The 19,138-nt window shown below is 52.7% G+C and carries 18 protein-coding genes and 2 pseudogenes; 9 read left to right on the top strand and 11 right to left on the bottom strand.

Features of this window, described 5'->3' with window-relative positions:
- Positions 1–315: 315 nt before the first annotated feature.
- The 4 genes and pseudogenes from FBX99_RS27235 to FBX99_RS27220 all read left to right on the top strand — a co-directional run bounded on the left by FBX99_RS27235 (position 316) and on the right by FBX99_RS27220 (position 5,592).
- Positions 316–3,154 (top strand): annotated as a pseudogene (locus FBX99_RS27235) (class I SAM-dependent DNA methyltransferase).
- Positions 3,151–4,212, top strand: coding sequence for a YhcG family protein (locus FBX99_RS27230; protein ID WP_144929822.1), 1,062 nt, complete (start codon positions 3,151–3,153; stop codon positions 4,210–4,212). Before FBX99_RS27235 ends, FBX99_RS27230 begins: the two are co-directional and overlap by 4 nt.
- Positions 4,209–4,595: pseudogene (locus tag FBX99_RS27225) on the top strand (DEAD/DEAH box helicase family protein); the annotation flags it as partial. The gene FBX99_RS27230 and the pseudogene FBX99_RS27225, both read left to right, overlap by 4 nt.
- A gap of 502 nt (positions 4,596–5,097) precedes the next feature.
- On the top strand, positions 5,098–5,592 hold the full coding sequence (locus FBX99_RS27220; protein ID WP_144929823.1) for a GNAT family N-acetyltransferase: 495 nt from the start codon (positions 5,098–5,100) through the stop codon (positions 5,590–5,592).
- A 74-nt stretch (positions 5,593–5,666) separates the two neighbouring features.
- On the opposite strand, the gene FBX99_RS27215 is transcribed toward FBX99_RS27220, so the two are convergent.
- The 3 genes from FBX99_RS27215 to FBX99_RS27205 form a co-directional block, all read right to left on the bottom strand.
- A complete protein-coding gene (locus tag FBX99_RS27215) occupies positions 5,667–7,193 on the bottom strand; it encodes an IS66 family transposase (protein ID WP_145133536.1) in 1,527 nt (508 codons plus the stop codon).
- Between the two features lie 61 nt (positions 7,194–7,254).
- Positions 7,255–7,590 (bottom strand): IS66 family insertion sequence element accessory protein TnpB, encoded by a 336-nt coding sequence (gene tnpB / locus FBX99_RS29340; RefSeq protein WP_178112095.1) that lies wholly within the window; start codon positions 7,588–7,590, stop codon positions 7,255–7,257.
- Between the two features lie 105 nt (positions 7,591–7,695).
- Entirely contained in the window at positions 7,696–7,905 is a 210-nt protein-coding gene (locus FBX99_RS27205) for a transposase (protein WP_144929826.1), read from the bottom strand.
- A gap of 414 nt (positions 7,906–8,319) precedes the next feature.
- Here FBX99_RS27205 and FBX99_RS27200 point away from each other — a divergent pair, with 414 nt between their 5' ends.
- Positions 8,320–8,997 carry an inovirus-type Gp2 protein gene (locus FBX99_RS27200; protein WP_144929827.1) on the top strand — a complete coding sequence of 226 codons (678 nt, stop codon included), beginning with the start codon at positions 8,320–8,322 and terminating at the stop codon, positions 8,995–8,997.
- 291 nt (positions 8,998–9,288) lie between these two features.
- On the opposite strand, the gene FBX99_RS27195 is transcribed toward FBX99_RS27200, so the two are convergent.
- A complete protein-coding gene (locus FBX99_RS27195; RefSeq protein ID WP_144929828.1) occupies positions 9,289–10,080 on the bottom strand; it encodes a hypothetical protein in 792 nt (263 codons plus the stop codon).
- 125 nt (positions 10,081–10,205) lie between these two features.
- Complete coding sequence (locus FBX99_RS27190) at positions 10,206–10,559, bottom strand: hypothetical protein (RefSeq protein ID WP_144929829.1); 354 nt, start codon at positions 10,557–10,559, stop codon at positions 10,206–10,208.
- A gap of 139 nt (positions 10,560–10,698) precedes the next feature.
- On the opposite strand from FBX99_RS27190, the gene FBX99_RS27185 reads away from it, so the two are divergent.
- The gene (locus FBX99_RS27185) at positions 10,699–11,046 is read left to right on the top strand and encodes a helix-turn-helix domain-containing protein (RefSeq protein WP_144929830.1); all 348 of its coding nucleotides are present in this window, start codon (positions 10,699–10,701) and stop codon (positions 11,044–11,046) included.
- Positions 11,047–11,086: 40 nt separating this feature from the next.
- Here the strand turns inward: FBX99_RS27185 and FBX99_RS27180 are convergent, their stop codons facing one another.
- The 4 genes from FBX99_RS27180 to FBX99_RS27170 all read right to left on the bottom strand — a co-directional run bounded on the left by FBX99_RS27180 (position 11,087) and on the right by FBX99_RS27170 (position 13,018).
- Positions 11,087–11,296, bottom strand: a complete 210-nt coding sequence (locus FBX99_RS27180; RefSeq protein ID WP_144929831.1) for a hypothetical protein — start codon at positions 11,294–11,296, stop codon at positions 11,087–11,089.
- A 75-nt stretch (positions 11,297–11,371) separates the two neighbouring features.
- A complete protein-coding gene (locus FBX99_RS28995) occupies positions 11,372–11,548 on the bottom strand; it encodes a hypothetical protein (RefSeq protein WP_178112093.1) in 177 nt (58 codons plus the stop codon).
- A 79-nt stretch (positions 11,549–11,627) separates the two neighbouring features.
- A complete protein-coding gene (locus FBX99_RS27175; RefSeq protein ID WP_145133534.1) occupies positions 11,628–12,596 on the bottom strand; it encodes a DUF932 domain-containing protein in 969 nt (322 codons plus the stop codon).
- 92 nt (positions 12,597–12,688) lie between these two features.
- Positions 12,689–13,018, bottom strand: a complete 330-nt coding sequence (locus FBX99_RS27170) for a hypothetical protein (RefSeq protein ID WP_144929833.1) — start codon at positions 13,016–13,018, stop codon at positions 12,689–12,691.
- Positions 13,019–13,231: 213 nt separating this feature from the next.
- On the opposite strand from FBX99_RS27170, the gene FBX99_RS27165 reads away from it, so the two are divergent.
- The 3 genes from FBX99_RS27165 to FBX99_RS27155 all read left to right on the top strand — a co-directional run bounded on the left by FBX99_RS27165 (position 13,232) and on the right by FBX99_RS27155 (position 16,189).
- The gene (locus tag FBX99_RS27165; RefSeq protein ID WP_306103699.1) at positions 13,232–13,540 is read left to right on the top strand and encodes an AlpA family transcriptional regulator; all 309 of its coding nucleotides are present in this window, start codon (positions 13,232–13,234) and stop codon (positions 13,538–13,540) included.
- Positions 13,541–13,603: 63 nt separating this feature from the next.
- Entirely contained in the window at positions 13,604–15,031 is a 1,428-nt protein-coding gene (locus FBX99_RS27160; RefSeq protein ID WP_144929835.1) for a YfjI family protein, read from the top strand.
- A 45-nt stretch (positions 15,032–15,076) separates the two neighbouring features.
- Positions 15,077–16,189: a hypothetical protein gene (locus FBX99_RS27155; RefSeq protein WP_144929836.1), complete on the top strand. Its 1,113-nt coding sequence runs from the start codon at positions 15,077–15,079 to the stop codon at positions 16,187–16,189.
- 217 nt (positions 16,190–16,406) lie between these two features.
- Here the strand turns inward: FBX99_RS27155 and FBX99_RS27150 are convergent, their stop codons facing one another.
- A complete protein-coding gene (locus FBX99_RS27150; RefSeq protein ID WP_144929837.1) occupies positions 16,407–17,615 on the bottom strand; it encodes an integrase arm-type DNA-binding domain-containing protein in 1,209 nt (402 codons plus the stop codon).
- 524 nt (positions 17,616–18,139) lie between these two features.
- Positions 18,140–18,871 carry a helix-turn-helix transcriptional regulator gene (locus FBX99_RS27145; RefSeq protein WP_047702722.1) on the bottom strand — a complete coding sequence of 244 codons (732 nt, stop codon included), beginning with the start codon at positions 18,869–18,871 and terminating at the stop codon, positions 18,140–18,142.
- Between the last annotated feature and the right edge of the window lie 267 nt (positions 18,872–19,138).

Below are 19,138 nucleotides of genomic sequence, written 5' to 3'. Positions count from 1 at the left end.
TGAATCATTTAATCGCTAATGTTGGTCGCGACCTTACGGCGGCTAGGGGCCTCTACTCGCGTAGGCTGGTTTATTTAATCGCTATCGTTGATACCGCCTGTTGCGCCTATTTTCCTTGCTGCAATGCGTCCTTCACAGTTTCAGCAGCTCCGTTGTCGTCGCACGTAACACGGCCTTATGGAGGCTATCGGAGTTATCATGTCGAGCTGTGATGGGCACGAAGGTTAAAGCGCCTCAAGCGGTCTAGTCATCATCCACAAATTAACGGCTAAATTCGCCGTACCCATGCATACGCGATCTGGACAGTGGTAAACCATGAATGCAGTAGAAATTGAGTCCGCCATATCGGATCTAGCCCTTGAGCCTTTTGACGCAGCGGAGTTTCCGTTCACTTTTTTGGCCGCATTTGGTAACAAGGAAACCGCGCTCAAACGTCTGCGTGCCGGTAACAACAACGCTTCGGACGTACCTGGTGGGGTGCTACTGCGTAGCAACATTCATATCGCTACATGCGAGTTCGGCACCGTGGGTGAAACGCTGAAGGCTCTACGTAGCAGCTCTGCCACCACAAAAGCCAAAGCCAAGTTCATCCTTGCCACCGACGGGCAAACGCTGGAGGCCGAAGAGCTAATCACGGGCGAAACCATCACCTGCGACTATCCAGACCTTCCCAACCACTTTGGTTTCCTGCTGTCGCTGGCCGGTATCTCCACCATCAAGGAGATCAAGGACAATCCCATCGACGTGCGCGCCACTAGCCGCCTAAACAAGTTGTACGTCGAGCTGCTGAATGAAAACCCAGACTGGGCTAAAGCTGAACGCCGCCATGACATGAACCACTTTATGGCACGGCTGATTTTCTGCTTCTTTGCCGAAGACACTGATATTTTTGATGGCGATAGCGTGTTCACACGTACTGTAGAACGCTGGAGCGAGCGTGACGGATCTAACACCAACCAGGTGCTGTCGGAAATCTTCCGAGCCATGAACGTCAAGCAGGTCGAGCGCGTCACTGCTCAGCCGCGCCTGCCCAGTTGGGCCAACACCTTCCCTTATGTGAATGGCGGGCTGTTCTCTGGTAGCACTGAAGTACCACGCTTCACGCGAATGGCGCGCACTTACCTGCTGCACGCTGGCAACCTGAACTGGCAAAAAATTAATCCGGATATCTTTGGCAGCATGATCCAGGCGGTGGCCGATGATGAAGAGCGCGGTGCATTGGGCATGCACTACACCAGCGTACCCAACATCCTCAAGGTTTTGAATCCACTGTTTTTGGATGATCTACGTTTGCAACTGGACGCGGCCGGTGACAACAAATCCAAGCTGCTGAACCTTCGCAAGCGCATGGCGCATATCCGCGTATTCGACCCGGCCTGCGGCTCAGGCAACTTCCTAGTCATCGCTTACAAGCAGATGCGCGAGATCGAGGCAGAGATCAATAATCGTCGAGGCGAAGCCAATAATAAATCGGAAATCCCACTGACTAATTTTCGCGGCATCGAGCTGCGCGACTTTCCAGCAGAAATTGCCCGCCTGGCGCTGATCATTGCCGAGTTTCAGTGCGACGTGCTGTATCGTGGTCAGCAGGACGCTCTGGCTGAGTTTTTGCCGCTGGATGCGCAAAACTGGATTGTTTGCGGCAATGCGTTGCGGCTGGATTGGTTGAGCATTTGCCCGCCTACGGGCACGGGCGTCAAAGTTGTGGCCGATGACTTATTTGGCACGCCGCTGAATCAGGCGGAGATAGATTTCAAGAACGAGGGTGGCGAAACATACATTTGCGGCAATCCGCCGTACGTTGGCTCAAACGTCAAGCCGCCAAAGGACGCGAGTAACGAGCAAAAGGAGCGTTTGAAAAAAGAAGCTGAAAGCCGTAAAGCGGACTTGAAGCTTGTCTTTGAAAAGCGCACTAGCACATTTGGAACGCTGGATTATGTCGCTGGTTGGTTTATGAAGGCCGTTGAATACGGCAAACAGACAAAAACTGCGACGGCACTCGTGACAACTAACTCTATCTGCCAAGGTCAGCAGGTTCCGGTTTTGTGGCCACTGATCTTGGCGGAAGGGTACGAAATAGCGTTCGCACACACTTCGTTCAAGTGGAAAAATTTGGCTTCAAAAAATGCAGGTGTGACGGTCGTTATTGTGGGTCTTTCAAATCAGGCCCGTAAAAGTCGGAGGCTGTTTGTTGCAGAGAAGGAAGGAACGCTCACCGTAAAAGATGTTGAAAACATCAACCCTTACCTGATTCCTGCAAAGAACGTCATTGTTGCGCCTAGTTCAACACCAATAAGTGGTCTAGCAGAAATGAGCTTCGGTAGCATGCCGAACGATGGCGGCCACCTATTGATGAGCTTTGATGATGGAACGTCAGCGATTAAGCAACATGAAGTACAACCGGAATTTATTCGTCCGGCATTAGGCACGAAAGAATTTATTAATGGTATTGAGCGTCGTTGCATCTGGGTGGGCCCAGCCGATTACGAGGATGCTTCTGCCAATCTCTGGCTCCGTACCCGTTTTGAGAGCGTGCAAGAAAAACGTCAGTCAAGTGATCGAGCAGCAACGAAAAAGCTTGGCGATGCACCATACAGATTCGGAGAGGTTCGGCAGACCGGCGATGAAGTTGTAATGATTGTTGCAAAAACATCTTCGGAGCAGCGCGATTATCTACCCGTGTCTCTATTTCCACGCGGAGCCATCGTAACAGAGGCATTCGCATTTTATGATGCCCCACATTGGTGCATGGGGCTCATTGCTAGCCGCCTGCATTTGGTCTGGGTTGCCACCATCTGCGGGAAGATGAAAACTGACTACCGTTACTCCAATACTCTCGGGCTGGAACACCTTCCCAGTTCCATTACTCACCGAACAGAACAAGGCCGATCTGACTGCTTGCGCCGAGGACATTCTGCTGGCCCGCGAAGCCCATTTTCCCGCCACCATTGCCGACTTGTACGAGCCAGACAGCATGCCGGATGACCTCCGCCGTGCCCATGAGCGCAACGATGAGGTGCTGGAGCGTATCTATATCGGTCGCCGTTTTAGAAACGACACCGAACGGCTGGAAAAGCTATTTGACCTCTACACCAAGATGACAGCAGATACAGCGAAGGCCATACCGAAAAAGACACGAGGGAAAATGGCATGAGCGACACTCCTACTAGCCTGACAACCCCACCCGAGGGCTACGGCGAGTGGTTGGCCGACCTCAAAAGCCGCATCCACAGCGCCCAGCAGCGCGCCACGCTAGCTGTGAACCGCGAACTAGTGCAGCTGTACTGGCAGATCGGCAATGATATTTTGACCCGTCAGGCACAGCAAGGCTGGGGGGCCAAGGTGATCGAGCGGCTGGCGCATGACCTGCGCACCGCCTTTCCTGATATGAAGGGATTTTCCCGCGCCAACCTGATGTATATGCGTGCTTTCGCCGAGGCCTGGCAAGATGCCGCAATTGTCCAACAGGCTGTTGGACAATTGCCCTGGGGGCATAATTTGGTGCTGTTGACCCGACTGAAGGATCCACAACAGCGCCTAGCCTATGCTCAAAGCGCAATTGCACACGGCTGGTCACGCAATGTGCTGAACATCCATATAGAAACTCGCCTGCTGGAGCGCAGTGGTACAGCGGTCACTAACTTCGATGTCAGCTTGCCCAAGGCGCAGTCCGACCTGGCCCGCGAGTCTCTGAAAGATCCGTATCGCTTTGATTTCCTCTGTTTGCGCGATGAGGCGCAGGAGCGAGAGATCGAACACGCACTGGTAAAACACGTCACCGAGTTTCTATTGGAACTGGGCGCAGGCTTTGCATTTGTCGGGCGGCAGGTACTGCTGGATGTAGGTGGCGACGAGTTCTTCATCGACTTGCTGTTCTACCACCTTAAGCTGCGCAGCTATGTGGTGATCGAGCTCAAGGCCGGCAAGTTCAAGCCCGAGCACCTAGGGCAGCTTGGGTTTTATATGACGGCCGTGGATCGCCAGGTCAAAGGTGAACATGACAGCCCCACCATCGGCCTTTTGCTCTGCAAGAGCAAAAACAAGATCGTGGCCGAATATGCGCTGGGCGATAAGACCCAGCCCATGGGCATTGCCGAATACAAATTGCTCGAATCTCTGCCTGCCGAATTGCAAACCAGCTTGCCCAGCATTGAACAAATTGAACGTGAACTAGCGGGCGACGGCACCCTCATGGAGGATGAATCACAGTGACTAACACTACCAACCCGACCAACAGCTACACGGTGCCGTCGGTATCCATTGCTACAGCGCACACTGGAGCATCCAGCAAGGCTAATGAGTTGGGCATGCGTACCATGCAGGAGCGTGCCTATGCCAAGCGGGGCGAGCAGTACTTGCTGATCAAGTCGCCCCCAGCATCAGGTAAGTCCCGCGCCCTGATGTTTATCGCGCTGGATAAGCTGCATAACCAGGGCTTGCAGCAGGTAATTGTCGTTGTGCCAGAGCGCTCCATTGGCGGTAGTTTCGCCGATGAGCCGCTGAGCAAGCTTGGTTTTTACTGGGATTGGCAAGTAGCTCCGCAGTGGAACCTATGCAATGCACCTGGCATTGACGAGCCGCGAGTGGCCAAGTCCAAGGTCGAGGCCGTACGTGCTTTGCCGACGCAAGACTGATCCAACTCAAAGCCAGTACACATCCAGCACAGACAACGTTCGTGAGGAGTCAGACTGAACCTGGGCGGAAGGCGCAGATTCTGCGATCGAAGAAGCGGAGACGCTGTTGTTGAAGGCAACGAAGCTACTGCCGAAGTCAAGCAAGAAGGCTCCTTGAATCGAGAGCGACTTGGATGCGCGATGTGTCGAATGCAGCAATGAACCTGTACATTGCTCAGCTTGATGGCAATGCTTCTATCGAGTGGCTAAGTTCAGGCAAAACGTGTGGAGCATTGACCCGCGCCGTCAGCTTTTCGTAACCGTCCGGGAAACACGCCTTCCTGAGCCATCGCCCTTAGTGCCGAGGTTCGAAAGGTGTTGACTGGACGCTCATTCAAGGCTCAGCAGCAGCTGATTATCGCGCTTCTTGCCAAAACATAACGGAACGGGCATTGTTAGGGCTTTGATCGAACACTGGAGAGCTATGACCATGAATGACATCAGCATTGATCGGTATGCGCCAGGCGACGAGAAAGGTGTAATGGCTTTGATCGTGCCTATCCAACGTGAGGAGTTCGGAATTGCGATTTCAGCTGAGGATCAGCCAGACTTGATGCAAATCCAGTCGTTCTACCAGACCGGCACCGGTGACTTTTGGGTAGCCCGGAGACAGGGTGCAGTGATCGGAACGATTGGTCTGAAGGACATTGGCAATGGCGAAGTCGCTTTACGCAAGATGTTCGTTGCAGCGCCTTGGCGAGGGCGGGAATTTGGTGTGGCCAAGCAGATGCTTGAACTCCTGATTGAAGCCTCGAAAGCGCGTGGCGTAAAGCGGATTTATTTAGGTACCACGGAGAGGTTTCTAGCTGCCCATCGCTTCTATGAAAAGCACGGCTTCGAGCTGATAGAACAGCAGGATCTGCCAGCCGGTTTTCCTTTGATGGTGGTTGATACGCGGTTTTATGCGTTGGTGTTGTAAGCCTCCTGGCTCATGATCGGCGTTATGGCCGCATGAAAATATGCGGCTAGTGAAGGCATGCAAACCTTGCGCAGTTAAACAGGCGTCCACTTATGAGGCAGCAGTTCGTCAATATCACTCGCCCGCTGCGTTGGCAGGCGCGTGAGAATGTCCTTCAGATAGGCATACGGATCATGCCCGTTGAGCCGCGCAGACTGGATCAAGCTCATGATCGCCGCCGCCCGTTTACCTCTGCGTAGCGACCCTGCGAAGAGCCAATTCTTGCGTCCAAGAGCCCATGGCCGGATCTGGTTCTCGCACCAATTATTATCAATGGGTACGGCCCCGTCCTTGAGGTGGCGCGACAGAGCTGCCCAGCGTTTCAGGCTGTAATCCAGTGCTCTGCTGATAGCCGAACCTTCGGGCACGCAATCACGCTGGGCGATCATCCAAGCATGCAGCATATCCATCACCGGCACGGCTTTTTCTTGCCGTATTCGGCGGCGTAAATCCGGCTCCAAATGGTGGATTTCACGTTCGATTTCGTACAGCAGTTGGATGTAGCGCAGGGCCTGCTCGGCGAGCATGCTCTTGTTGGTGGCGTGCAGTTCGAAGAACTTGCGCCGCGCGTGAGCCATGCAGCCGATCTCGGTCACGCCGAGTTCGAAGCTGGCCTTGTAGCCACCGAAATCATCACAGACTAGCTTGCCCTTCCAGTCTTGCAGGAAGTTGCGAGCATGCTCACCGGCGCGGCTGGGGCTGAAGTCATAAATGACCGCCGCTGTTTCGCAGAACTGGCCGGTGGCATAGGCCCAAACATAAGAGCGATGGGTTTTCTTTGAACCCGGAACGAGCATCTGTACCGGCGTTTCATCGGCATGAATTACCTGCTGACCGAGCACCACATCGCGCAGTGCATCGACCAGAGGCTGCAACTGCACGCCAGTAACACCAACCCATTGGGCCAAGGTTGAGCGTGGAATTGCCAAACCAGCTCGACCGAAAATCGACTCCTGGCGGTCAAGCGGCAGGTGGTCAGCAAACTTGGCGATCATGACGTGGGCCAGCAAACCGGCGGTCGGGATGCCCTTGTCGATGACCTGCGCCGGAACCGGCGCCTGGATCAGAGTTTCACAGTCATCACAGACCCATTTGCCACGAACATGGCGCTCGACGGTAAACACGCCGGGCGTGTAGTCCAGCTTCTCGCTGACGTCCTCACCGATACGCTTGAGTGCGCAGCCACATGGGCAGTGAGTGTTGTCCGGTTCGTGATGGATCAACGTGCGTGGAAAATCTGCCGGCAAGGCGGTGCGCTTGGGTTTTTGCTTTTTCTCGGTCGGCGTTGGCGCTGTTTGCAAGGCTTGAAGCTCAGCCTCGATCGCCGCGATATCGGTATCGATCAGGTCATCGAGCAAGCTGGCCTGCTCAGGATTCATCTGCTCGCTGCGCTTGGCAAACTTCAAGCGCTTGAGCTGCGCGATCTCGTGGGTCAGCTTCTCGATAACTGTTTGGTCGCGGTGGATCTTCTTGCCCATGGTGTCGACTTGCGACAGCAACTGCGCTGCCAAGGCACGCAGTTGGTCAGGGGACATTTGGTCGAGATTGGGCGAAGAAATCATGCCGTGGATTTTGCCAGAGCGGGCAGTTCGCGGCGATAGACCGATAGGCTAATGGCAACCGTTAAATCAGTGTGATCGCGCCGCCAGCTCCGACACGTTGCCATGGCAGACCCAGCACTAGGGCCTGAAGTTGCTCGGCATCCAACTCGAGATCAGAACCATGGCGAATACCTGGCCAGTGAAATTTGCCTTGATTCAACCTGCGCGCAGCCAGCCAGATGCCAAACCCGTCATGCACCAGCACTTTCATGCGAGTGGCGCGACGATTGGCGAACAGATAGGCGCAGTGCGGCTTCGCCGCACCGAACACCGCGATCACCTTGGCTAATGCGGTCTCGGTGCCTGCGCGCATGTCCATCGGCTCGGTGGCGAGCCAGATGGCATCGATGCGGATCACTGGGTAAGCCCACGGACAAAGCGGGCGCATCCTTCAGGATCGGAGGTCGGCCATTTCACCGTGATCGATTGCTCGCCAAGCGGCAGCTCAATGATCGCCGACGTTTCAGCCTGCCGTTTTGGCGTGGCTCTCAATGGAACAAAAGCCGGCAGCGCCGCTGGCGGCTGATCCCCGGAAGAGCGGCATCCACTTTCGAATAACGTTGGCGTTGATGCCGTGGCTGATGGCAACGCCAGATAGGGTCGCACCTGGTTGCAGGCATTCCTGAACAATCTGAGCCTTGAACAGTTTCGGGTAAGAGCTTCGTTGGCGCATGGAAATCCTGACGTTAAGGGCTATCGCGTCCGCTTAAAAATACGCGGACACCATCGTCCTTAATGCTGGAGTTCGGAAGGTGTGTTCGCCGGCCCCTTACTTTCAACGATTGTCGAGCGCCGAAATGGCGTCAACTTTGGTCACAACAAACACCGCTAATTCAAAAACGGTAGTGATAATTTCCTGGAGTAAATTTATTAAATAAATTGGCAAAAATTCCCGTGTTTGCGGGGGCTTTTGCTCTCGATTCCCTATGAATACTGAAGATGTGATACTCGGGTAATAGGTACTACGCTTTCATCTCTTAGGTTTCAATATATCCAGCCAGTATTCTGGCAAGTATCCAGCAACGTTAATGGTTAAATAATACTAATCCGCATTCCGTATGGGCCTACTTCAACAGGACATACTGTAATGAGCGTTTCATTTAATCCTAAACGTATCCCCGGAAACACGAACCTTCGCTATTGGTACGACTACACCTATGATGGTTACCCCCTCATGGTGGATGCCGGTCCATTTGTTGAGCAGTACTTGGAAAAGCTTTATCAAACCATGCAATACGCGTTGGTTGATTATTCTCGCGTATTCGCTTTCAGATTTGATTTGAGAATACCGCATGGAAAACCTTTACCTAGCGATGCACTGACCAATCAGATGATTCGGAGATTTAAGACATCGCTGGATGAGCAGATTCTTTGGGATCGTCAACGAGCTCGAAACCGCAATAGGTCAGCCCATGATTCCAAGGTCAGGATGTTCTGGGTCAGGGAGCTGGGTACGGTGAGAGAGCGCCCTCATTATCATTGTATTGTGTTTCTCAATCGTGATGCTTATCGCTCGATGGGAGGTATAGGCTCAGAGCGTAGCAACATGCACAACCGTATTGAATTGGCTTGGGCGAGGGCTCTTCGCTTGCAAGTGGCAGAGGTACGTGGTGTGGTTCATATTCCCTTGGGGACTACGCACCATTTAACTCGCACGGATTACTTTGGACAGGATGAATTCTTTCGTCGGTCAAGCTACCTATGCAAAGCAGCAACCAAACACTACGGCGATGGTCAGCATGGCTGTGGAGGGAGTCGGTGCTGAGTACGAGCCAGATCATCTCAAATGCTTCGAGCCACACGGTAGATACTAAGGCAGCAACTGACGAGGGCTGAGCATTTCTATCGCTCTGCTGGTGTCAGTCTGCAGTGGAAGGCTGATGCCAGGTACATGAGTTCGATATCGCAAGAAGCTGTCCCGAGGCAGTAGTTATCATGTGACTGAAAGCGCCTATCTACAGGGGCGGGATTGCCGTCTTGGCTAAAAAATAAGGGCGGGACTCAATAGGGGTGTACGCCCCCTGTCACTCATTTGTGTCCAGGGGGTTCAGGATCTTTATTGCAGTAGGTAACCCATCGGTTGGTCATCCTTGTCGAAGCAGAGGATGGTTTCACAATGACCCCCTAGCTGGTCGGCATTCGATTCGCTGATGTCCGGCAACCATTTGCCCAGTTCAGCTACTGGCACTTTCTTGTTGTCGATGTAGCAGTCGTCATCCATCCGCGGGTTGCACCATGCACTTTTGACATCCGGCCATTCTGATTGGGGCTGGGTAGCTGGTGACTGTACAGCCGCTTTTTGAGTACCTCCTATTTGTGCTTGCCAAGCTGCGTAGCCGCCGTCATAGCGCCCATCAAAGGTCGGAATGAGCTGATTATCAGGTACGCCAATATCCAAGTAGAACTGGTACAGGATAGAACCAGCTTTGGCGTACGACACTTGCTGAGAGGTATCGACACGGTAGGCCACTGGCTTGCCGTCGGTGCTGATGCCGATGCGGTACCAGATCGATAGCGCGAAGAAGGCATCCTGATTCCATTCACCTACCAAGGTAGTGTTTGTGCGGCACTTACTGCGCAGACAGGTACCACTTACTTGGTTGACATAGCGCCGGTCCTGCTGGCGCTGGGCATCCCAGATGAGCACCTCGCGGGAGGTCTCCAGCCAAGTGCATTTGATCATGGGTTGGCCGTTGAAGGATTTCTTGGCGATACACGGAATAGCTTCGGGAAGGCCGTTGGTAGAGGTCTCGTCTGGGAAGGCGATGTTGCCCCATGCGTAATGATCTACGACAGCGTTGGCGTTGGCGCAGAAAGCGAGCAGCAGGATGCAGAGTATCCGTTTCATAGGTTCTCCAGTTTGTTGTTTTGTCGAGTTCGAAAGTAAGAAAAGGCTGTTTAACGGCCGATGATGAAGGCGAACTCCGGCGTGTCGCGGGGCAATCAATGTCGCTTACGGTAATTATCCGAGCGCTATTTCTTGTACGTGATCCTGAGCTTTTTATTGACGTAGTCCTTGAGGATTTCGTAGTCAGGGTTGTACGTAACGAGCGTATGACCTACCCCCGCTGCGGCCGTTAATGTCGCTATGGTCAATGTTGCAGGTGTTGTCAGGACGGTGAATACGGCGCCGAGTGCGCCACCTTGTACCACTGCACTTTTCACATCACTTTTGACTCGACACTTCAGTCCCTGGCTTTCAATCTTGGTTTCAACCAGTTTGATGCCTGCCATGAAATTGCCTCTGAGGCCATGGATCTCGAAGGACGCTTTGCGTCTCACGAGATCTTCAATCTGCGCGTCATTCAGACCTGTTACGACGATCATGGTTTTTCTGAGCTCCCTGCATGAGGTAATGGGTTGGAGAAGAAATCGATTATCAACCTTTCGGGGCGAGTCTCATCCTTGAGGGTCCTTCATGTCAACGGGTTGATGCCCAACCATCCGGGTTGAACTGGAGGGTGGCATGTCAAAAACTGAATCGAAGCAACTGGCAGAGTTGGTTGGGCAAGCGATTGCTCGTCAGCGCGTACGCTGCCAGTTGAGTCAGGAGCAGATTGCCGAGAGGCTTGGGATTGGCAGTGAGGCCGTATCGCGCATAGAGCGCGGCGTCGTGATGCCCAACGTCGAGCGGCTGGTTGAGCTCGCGACGATTTTCGGCTGCGAGACAGCCGACTTACTGACAGAGGTGAGTTCACGTCCAGAAGATCAGGCGCGCAGGCTTTACGATTTGCTGTCCCCGCTGGCACTGGATGACCGGGCACTCGTCATGGACATGGTGGAACGCCTTGTTGACCGGCTTGCTCGTGATTGAGTATTCGCTGTCCAACCGTTAAAAGCTGAAGAGGCGACAGTTAAGTCGCGGTGTTTTTGGTGGGATTGTTCCGGATGGGGGATGTGCTCAGCACCTTGAACAGTCGATTCAGAATCCAGCACGCCAGCAGCACGGCAACTAGGAGTGGCGGGAAGCGCAACATCAGCACAAAGCTGGCGACGAGCGCCCCGGCTGCCGCCAATGCACCAATGAACGCAAATAGGTAGAGCAGAAATCGCAGTAGGGTCATTTAAGATCTCCAAAGCCTGCCAGGAAGCAGGCAAATTTAGGTCGGTGGGATTAGCGAGCACTTGGAACTTGCCGTCTATTGAGTTGGGATTGGCTTGCAGTGCTTTGCATGGCCCTTGATGGAGGCAGCATTCGGGCTGACGCTACCCTGCTTGCCTACGGCCAACCAATTTTCGCGGGGCATTTTCTTGGTGCTGATCAGGCGCAGCGCCGGGCATGTCTTGGTGATATTGCTCAATGGATTAGCTTTCATGGCCTTCACCTTGTGGAAATAGAAATACCCGATCAGTGATGAGGCTGATCGGGCGTTATGGGTTGGAAGAGGTAAGCGGTCAGGCGACCAGTTGCAGGGCGGTGTCCAGGGCACGTTGCTTGATCTGCGCCCCTTGGCCGAACCAAGCCGAGTCCATGCGGTACTCATTGCTGCGTGCACGACGCTCGTGATCGACAAACGCGGTCACGGAGTTAAGCAAGCCCCAGGCGGTGCCGCGTGCTGAGTCGAGCTGACTGCCCCGACCACGACCTTCGTACAGCTCCTGCACCTTGCGCAGAGCGCGTTCGTTGGGCAGTACCTCCGGTAATGCGCCGGTCGGACTGGTCTCGCACAGCACCGTCATAAAAAATCCCAGCGCCTCACTCCACTGCACTTTGCGTTCAGCCAGCGCACGCATGCGGTACATAAAATCGTCCCATTGCGAGACAGCAATGCCGAGCTGCTTCTTTACTGCCTTCGAGTCGAAGCGGGTGTTGTGCGGCACCTTGATGGCGCGGTTGGTGCCGTCCAAGGCGATGGTCAAGGTGTTGTTGCAGACCACGCGCACGGTGGTGGGGGTTGCCGTGGTGGCCAAGGTGCCGTCGCAGGACGTGGCCAGCAGCAAGTAGCCGTTGACCTGATCGTTACCCTTAAGCGCAGCACCTTGACCGGTACGCGCCAGCGCCCAGAATTTGCGACCACCCTTGAGTACCCCCGCAGTCTCAAGCTCGTAGCCGGAGACCTCGGTGAGGTCACGATAAAACTCAAGCACCTCTCGCGGCTGCACGGTGTGGTAGCGCTGGGAAACCACCGACAGCGGTGCTTTGGTGTCCGAGCGGAAGAGCACCTTCTGCTCCGGGAAGGAATGGATCGCACCCAGGTGGCCGACGGTCTCTAATTTGAAGAGTACGTGGCTTTCCTGGATCGCCCAGTCCATGCCGGCTTCGCGTTGCCAAACTTCGATGGGTTGCTTCTGAGTGAGCTGATTGCCCAGGCCATGCCAGGGAGTTGCGCCAGCATAGGCCATAGTTTCGACGAGATGAGCCATGGTTGTAATTCCTTTAGGTGCAAGCCGGCATAAAGCACCACGCAGAGCGCGGCACCGTCCGGACGTAATAAATAGAAGGGAGGTTGACTTGGTTAGGTCGGGAGGTTGAAGCGGTGGCCACATAACAAGCAGAGGTTGTGGGCCAGGACGTGGCGGTCGAGCGACTCACCGAGCTGAGCGCCGAGCGCGCAGCCGCCTATGCCACCCGCCAGTCCGCCGAGGATGGCGCCCGATATAGAGCCGAGTGTGATGCCTAATGGGCCGGCAATGGCTCCGATTATCGCGCCAGCCTGGCTACCGGCGAGGGCAGCACTGACGCCACGCGTAGCACCACCCACGGTACCGATGATGGCGCCGATTTTCATGGCGTGATGGAAAGAGTCGAATTTTGGAGAATGGCAGCGAGGGCACTGCAATGGCATGGGGCGAACCTCGTTGGTGGGGTAGTCAAGGTGGTTATGTATGACTGAGATTTTTTCGAGTGGACTACGAGGCCTGCTATTCCTGCTACTCGGTAGCAGGAATAGCAGGTCTGAGGTATTAGATTTGGGAATTATCTTGGTCTTGGCTCATGCTTTTTTGTAAGTGTCAAGGTCTGTGCTTAAGGGGGGTCGTATAACTTTTAAGCAGTGCAGATGAGGTATCGGGATGCACGCAATACGATGACGCCTCAACCGATTTGGAGGTGGCTCATGAATTGTGAACATAGAACTCAGGGTATCGAGGCTGGATGGGTGGCAGGTGGACCTGAGGTGAGGGTGATCCGTATGAAACGGCTAAGCGAGATGCTCTCGGTTTCGAGATCAACCCTATATGACTGGCTAAATCCGAGTAGTCCCCGTTATGACTCAGAATTCCCGAGGCCAGTACGCTTGTCTGCAAAGGGAGTGGCAGTTGGCTGGTTTCTTGATGACGTTATGCGTTGGCTCAGCACCAGAAAATGAAAATTTAACCAGTTGAGTAGCTAATAGATCATTATTTAAAGTTGAGTAAGTAGGTGTGAAGTAATGGGCTTTTTCGATGGTAATAGGCTTGGTGGTAATGAGTTTGGATGTTCGTCCGTTAATATGGAGGAAATCGATTCATTCCCAATTTTTAAAGGTGCGGTAATAAGTATTGCTCAACAGACTCAGGCGCCGATTGAGCTGGCTTTGTCGGTTGTTCTTTCAGTTGTTTCGTTGGTTTGTCAGTACCTAATAGATGTAAGAAGGCCATGGGGAAGTGTTGGGCCGGTATCACTAATGATTTTTTCGATAGCGCTTTCAGGTGAGAGAAAAACCGCGATTGAAGATATTGCAGTTAAAGCGCTAAGAGCGTTTGAAAAGAAGCGTAAATTGTCGGATTCACAGAAAATAAGAGAGTGGTCAGTTTTGCTGGAGTTGTGGGAAAGGCAGAAAAAGAAGATTCAGAAGAAAATGCTTGATGAAAGCTTAACGTTGAGCAGTTATAAGCAGCTTGAAAGCGATCTTTTGGTGCACGCGAAATCAGAGCCTACTCGACCGCCGATGTTTAAGATGACTCATCAAGATGTCACTCCGGCTGCATTATCTAAAGCCTTGGCACAAGACTGTCCGTCCGCAGCATTATTTACGAGTGAGGGTGATATAGCCTTAAGGGGCGTTGTTAATCAGGTAGGCATGATGAACGCTTTATGGAGCGGCTCCGGCCTTGAAGTTGGGAGGGCTTATTCTGGGGATTTTTCATTGGCAGACGTGCGGTTTAGTATTGGTATTGGGGTCCAGCCAAGGGTGTTCGAAGAATATTTAGAAAGAAAGGGCGAGCTGGGTAAGGCATCAGGATTTTTTGCGAGGTCATTGATTTTTTATCCAGAGTCTACGCAGGGCACTCGATTTATTGAAGGTGAGGTTCGGATCGACTTAAGTCGATATGAAAAGAGAGTGGAAGAACTTCTCGAAGAAAATGTGAGAAAGTTTGATGCCCGGGATTCGAGTAAGACAGTGGTTGGTTTCTCAGCTGAAGCTAGCGAGAAATTGATATGGCTACACAATAAAGTCGAGAAAGAAATGAGGGTGGGTGGAAGCTATGAGCGGGCGCGTGATCATGCTTCAAAGTTAATAGAGAATATTTCTAGAGTGGCCGCTTTGCTTCACTTCTTTGAGTCTGGCGGAACTGAGATTTCCGTTTCAGAGTTGTCGTCGGCTGAGAAAATTGTTATGGGATGCTCTGTGATGTATAAGAATATGTTCTCATTTTCGCCTCAAGTTGTTACTGATGCTGATGCGCTAATCTCTTGGTTGCAGGCTAGGTGCGATAGCCCACTCTTTAGGCGGACTAAGAGAAATGACGTTTTACAGAGGGGACCTGCAGCCTTGCGTCGTGCTACGCGGCTCAATCGCGCAGTTGATTATCTGGTAGAAAAGGGGCGTGTGAAGGAAGTTGTGTATGGGCGAGTGGCGGAAATTGAGTTGATCTAATATGATATTGTTTTTATTGAATTTTTAAGTTTTGGTGGATGATGAATGGAAGTGCCTCAAGCGAAGGAATATTTGGCGATCCTGGTAGGCTCTAATGGTCGTGTATTGTTACGCAAAGAGCCTGGTCTGGTTGGAGGGTTCTTTATAAGGGTTGAGTTACCTGTCGATAAGTCTCCAGAAGACGCAATTGCCGACTTAGTATTTAGTGAGAGTGGGTTGCAGGTGCGAGTGGACGCTGTTGGGACAGATATTTATTTTGGAGCGCGAGGAGTGTGTGGGTATTTTATTGTTAAATTAGTTGGCTCTGAGGAGGCTGTTGGGTTGGATGGGTTTTCGGTTGACTGGTACAGCATTGAGGGGGCGGCTAATCTTATCTCTAGCTTAAAGAATGATAGTGAGTTTGAGTTAGAAATGTCTGTTTTAGCTGTGGCTGCAAGTATAGCTGAAATGAGTGGTGCTCTGGTTGATGACAGGTTTAAGAGGGTGGTTGGAAACTCAGAGTTTGAGAGCTTTAAAGAAATCTGTGTTGATCTCGAAAGAATTTTGTCAGGTGGCACGGGTGAGTTTTGGAGGCGCGGAATAAACTCGGATCGGGTAATTGGGATGTTAGATGAAACTCAAAAGCGAATTAGTCTTGGGGAGATAGATTCTGAGTATGAAGAAAACGTTCTTTCTCTTATTAGTAGAAACTCTAGGTCTAAGGAGCATGAGCGCTCTTTGATAGAGGCTATTTCAATGTGTTCAACGAAAGCGTATGGTTTTTTGTTGCGTGGGGACTATGTTGGTTACAATGAAGCGTATCTTGGTGTTCTGAATTATGTCGAATTATACGATCGATTATATCCGGGAGAGGGACGGGCGCGGCGAGAGAGGGGATTTAAGGGCGGGAATGGTAAGGCGAAGGCTAGTGCGGAGGTTAGTCGTAAAATTGGTGTAAGTGAGGATCTCATCCGTCAAACTATATTGGATGCTCTCCGTGCACACGTTCCTTACCGTGCACGCACCACTTATGTATCTGTTGTTGATAAGATAATTGATGAGGTTTTTCATAGTGTTAAGTGTCAGGGGATTGAGCGTAATCGAGATGATCTGTGTGGTTTAATTCTAGATATGCTAGCAAATGATGCTGCAGCCAAGAAAATTGTTAAGTCCCGGTAGAGAGTGCAAAACTTTTTAAGTTGTGGTTGGATTTATCTGTCACTTAAAGTAAATCGCTCAGTGTTACTTTTTAGCTACATAATGCTAAACCGCACCGATACGTCTATGGTGCAAAGTTTGAAGGTCTCTCGCGCAAGGCTCTGCATGCGCGAGAGGTGATGAAATCACCTACTGAAGGTGTGCTTTTTCTAAGACTGAGCAATAGATTAATTAGTGCTCAGGTTAACGAGGGTGGGGGTGCTACAAATAGGCTCCAGTCATTCATGAGTAAACGCCTCTTATCAAGAAAGTCCGAGCGAGAGTACGCTCCCTCGGTCTGATCACGCTCGTCATGTGCTAACGCCATTTCACAGACTTCACGAGGATAATGGGTGCATTCACCGGCCCAGTCACGAAACGAAGATCGAAAGCCATGGCGAGTGATGTGCTTGTACCCCATGTCATGCAGTAGGGTTCGTACAGCATTTGCATGCATTGCCCCAGTCTTGCCTTGGCCTGGGAACAGAAAAGGACTTCCTTCATCTCGCGGAATACTTTTCACCAGCTTTACGACTTCCTCGGCAAGCGGAATGACGAAAGCTACCCGCATTTTCATTCTCTCATCTGGCAGTGACCAAGTTTTAGCTTCTAGATCAAACTCATCCCAGCGAGAGAACCTGACCATGTGGGCGCGTGCGCTGGTCATGATCAGCAGTTGAGCGGCCCATGATGGAGGTGTGGAGTTCGCCCTGAGCTTCATCATCAGCTCAGGCACTTCCTGCCAGCGCAAAGCTTCAAAGTGCTCACGCTTCCGAGCTTTCCTCTTTTCAGAACGGCTCAACAGATTGTCTAAGTGCCCGCGCCACCGAGCAGGGTTCTCACCTTGTCGCAGGTTGCGTGCCTTTGCTGCGTCCAGGACTTGTTCTATTTGCCCGCGTACCTCGTCAGCGGTTCTGGTCTTGGTGGCCCAGATGGGTTCCAACACCTTAAGCACTTCGGGAGTGCCTATGTCTTCGGCTGACAGCTTGCCTATGTGATCAAACGCATACAGCTCCAGTTTCCGCAGCCACCCTTTACGCCACTTTTCCGACCACGCCGCGCCGTGAGCATCACGGTATTGCGTTGCGAGCGTCTCGAATTTTAGTTGCTTGGCTTCACTTGCACGCTGGGCTTCCCGTTGAGCTGCACGCTCTACGTCTCTGGCTGCCAGGGGGTCAATGCCATCGTTCAATTGACTGCGTTTGGCGCTGGCTGCTTGTCTGGCTTTCTTGAGGCTGACTTCAGGGAATGAGCCCAAGCCCATCTCCCTACGACGCCCCGCCAATTGAAAGCGAAGTAGCCAGGATTTACGTCCGGTAGGTTTGACGACCAAACGGAGGCCATCACCATCTTCGTAAGTGCCAGGCTCGGTCAGGTTCTCGACTTGTTTCGGATTCAGTTTACTCATTGATTCCCCCTGCTGTCCCTTTGTCCCCCCACCTGTCCCCCCACTTCATCCTCGGATGAGGTCAAATGGCGTTGAACACCATCGGACAGGGAAATGTCTCAAACCCCCGGAATAGCTAAGCTAACAGGAAGATTCTCGGATGGGATAGGATTATTTCGGACAATTAAAAAGCCGGCTTGTGGCCGGCTCCCCGTTGACTGACTCAGTTCGTTTTTGACAAACCTCACCAGCCTTCAAAACGTACATCCGGCTCTTGCGGCCGGCTGTGGGACTTGGTCAGAAAGTGATCTGCCTTGTCGGTGCGAGGCATGGGCTCGCAAATGTGGGGCGCAGGATACGCGGGTTTTTCTCAGAATCCCAGTGGTAAGTGGTGTGGAATCATTGGGTTAGCGGTGGTTCGAAGGAAAAAGCAGGGGCTGCTTTGCAGCCCTGCGGGGATGAATCCCCTCGCCACAAGGATCTCCTTAGTACGGGCAATGTCGTTGATGAAGGAAGCGCTTGCTACTGTCCTTTAGTCCGCAGGCTCAATCGAACACCTGTGGTCGCTGTTTGTTGAGGGTGGACCACCAGAATACCCAGCCCAATACCCTGATGTTTTGCGCTTCAATCTGTTCGGCGCTGAAGACTTCGTCCGGGTAGGCGGTGCTGTTGTGGCTGCGCAGGCGCAGACGGTTGCCGGGGATTCGGTGGAGGTATTTGATGCGTAGCATGCCGTCGTGTTCGAGGGCGTAGATCTGGCCGTCGATGACTTGGGTAAGGCCGCGGTCGATGGCGAGGATGGAGCCGTCCTCGATGCGTTCGGCCATGCTGTCGCCGACCATGGTGGTGCAGATGGCGTCGTTGGGGTTTATTTCCAGGGATTCGAGGTAGCTGCGGGGCAGGCGGATGGATTGGTCGGGGATTTCGGTGATGTGGGTTTTGCTGCTGCCCGTTGCGATGGGCGCTTCCGTGTAAAAAGGCAGTTCGATGTCCTGGGTTTCCGCCACGCTGTAGACGCCTTGGACTTCGGCGGCTTCATAGGTGGTGCCAGGGCCGAGGCCCAACGGGGTTTGCGGGCCTTCGCCGTGGGCGAGCCATTGCGGGCTGACGGTCAGCAGGCCGGCGATACTGTGGATACGACCCGGCGGGATGCCGCGGTTGAACCAGTTGTTCACGTGCTGCGATTTAACGCCGTATAACTTCGCGAAGTCGGCGGATCGGATTTGTGCTTCTTTGAGAAGGGCTCTGAAGCGGTCGCCACTGGAGGTCTTTTTCATAAACGGAAAGTTTAGGAGCGACTGTGTTTTGAGCAATAAACAAGTCGTTCAAATTTATAAGACGATCTTTCCGTTTGCAGGATTTGAAAGCAGCTGAATAAACGTAATTAAACACTGTTAATACAGTTTCGTATTAAGCGCTATTAAGGCATAAAAAAACCCCGGTGAAAACCGTAATGCTGTTCACTTAAGCGGAGCGGCCTTACGATCTACCGGATACCGAGTTTTGGAAATCTTCACTGTCCTCGGCCGCCCTGGCCTTGGACG

The sequence above is a fragment of the Pseudomonas sp. SJZ074 genome, from assembly GCF_007828215.1.
Taxonomy (GTDB): domain Bacteria; phylum Pseudomonadota; class Gammaproteobacteria; order Pseudomonadales; family Pseudomonadaceae; genus Aquipseudomonas.
Note: the sequence above shows the minus strand (reverse complement) of the source record. Positions and strands in the feature narration are given on the sequence as shown.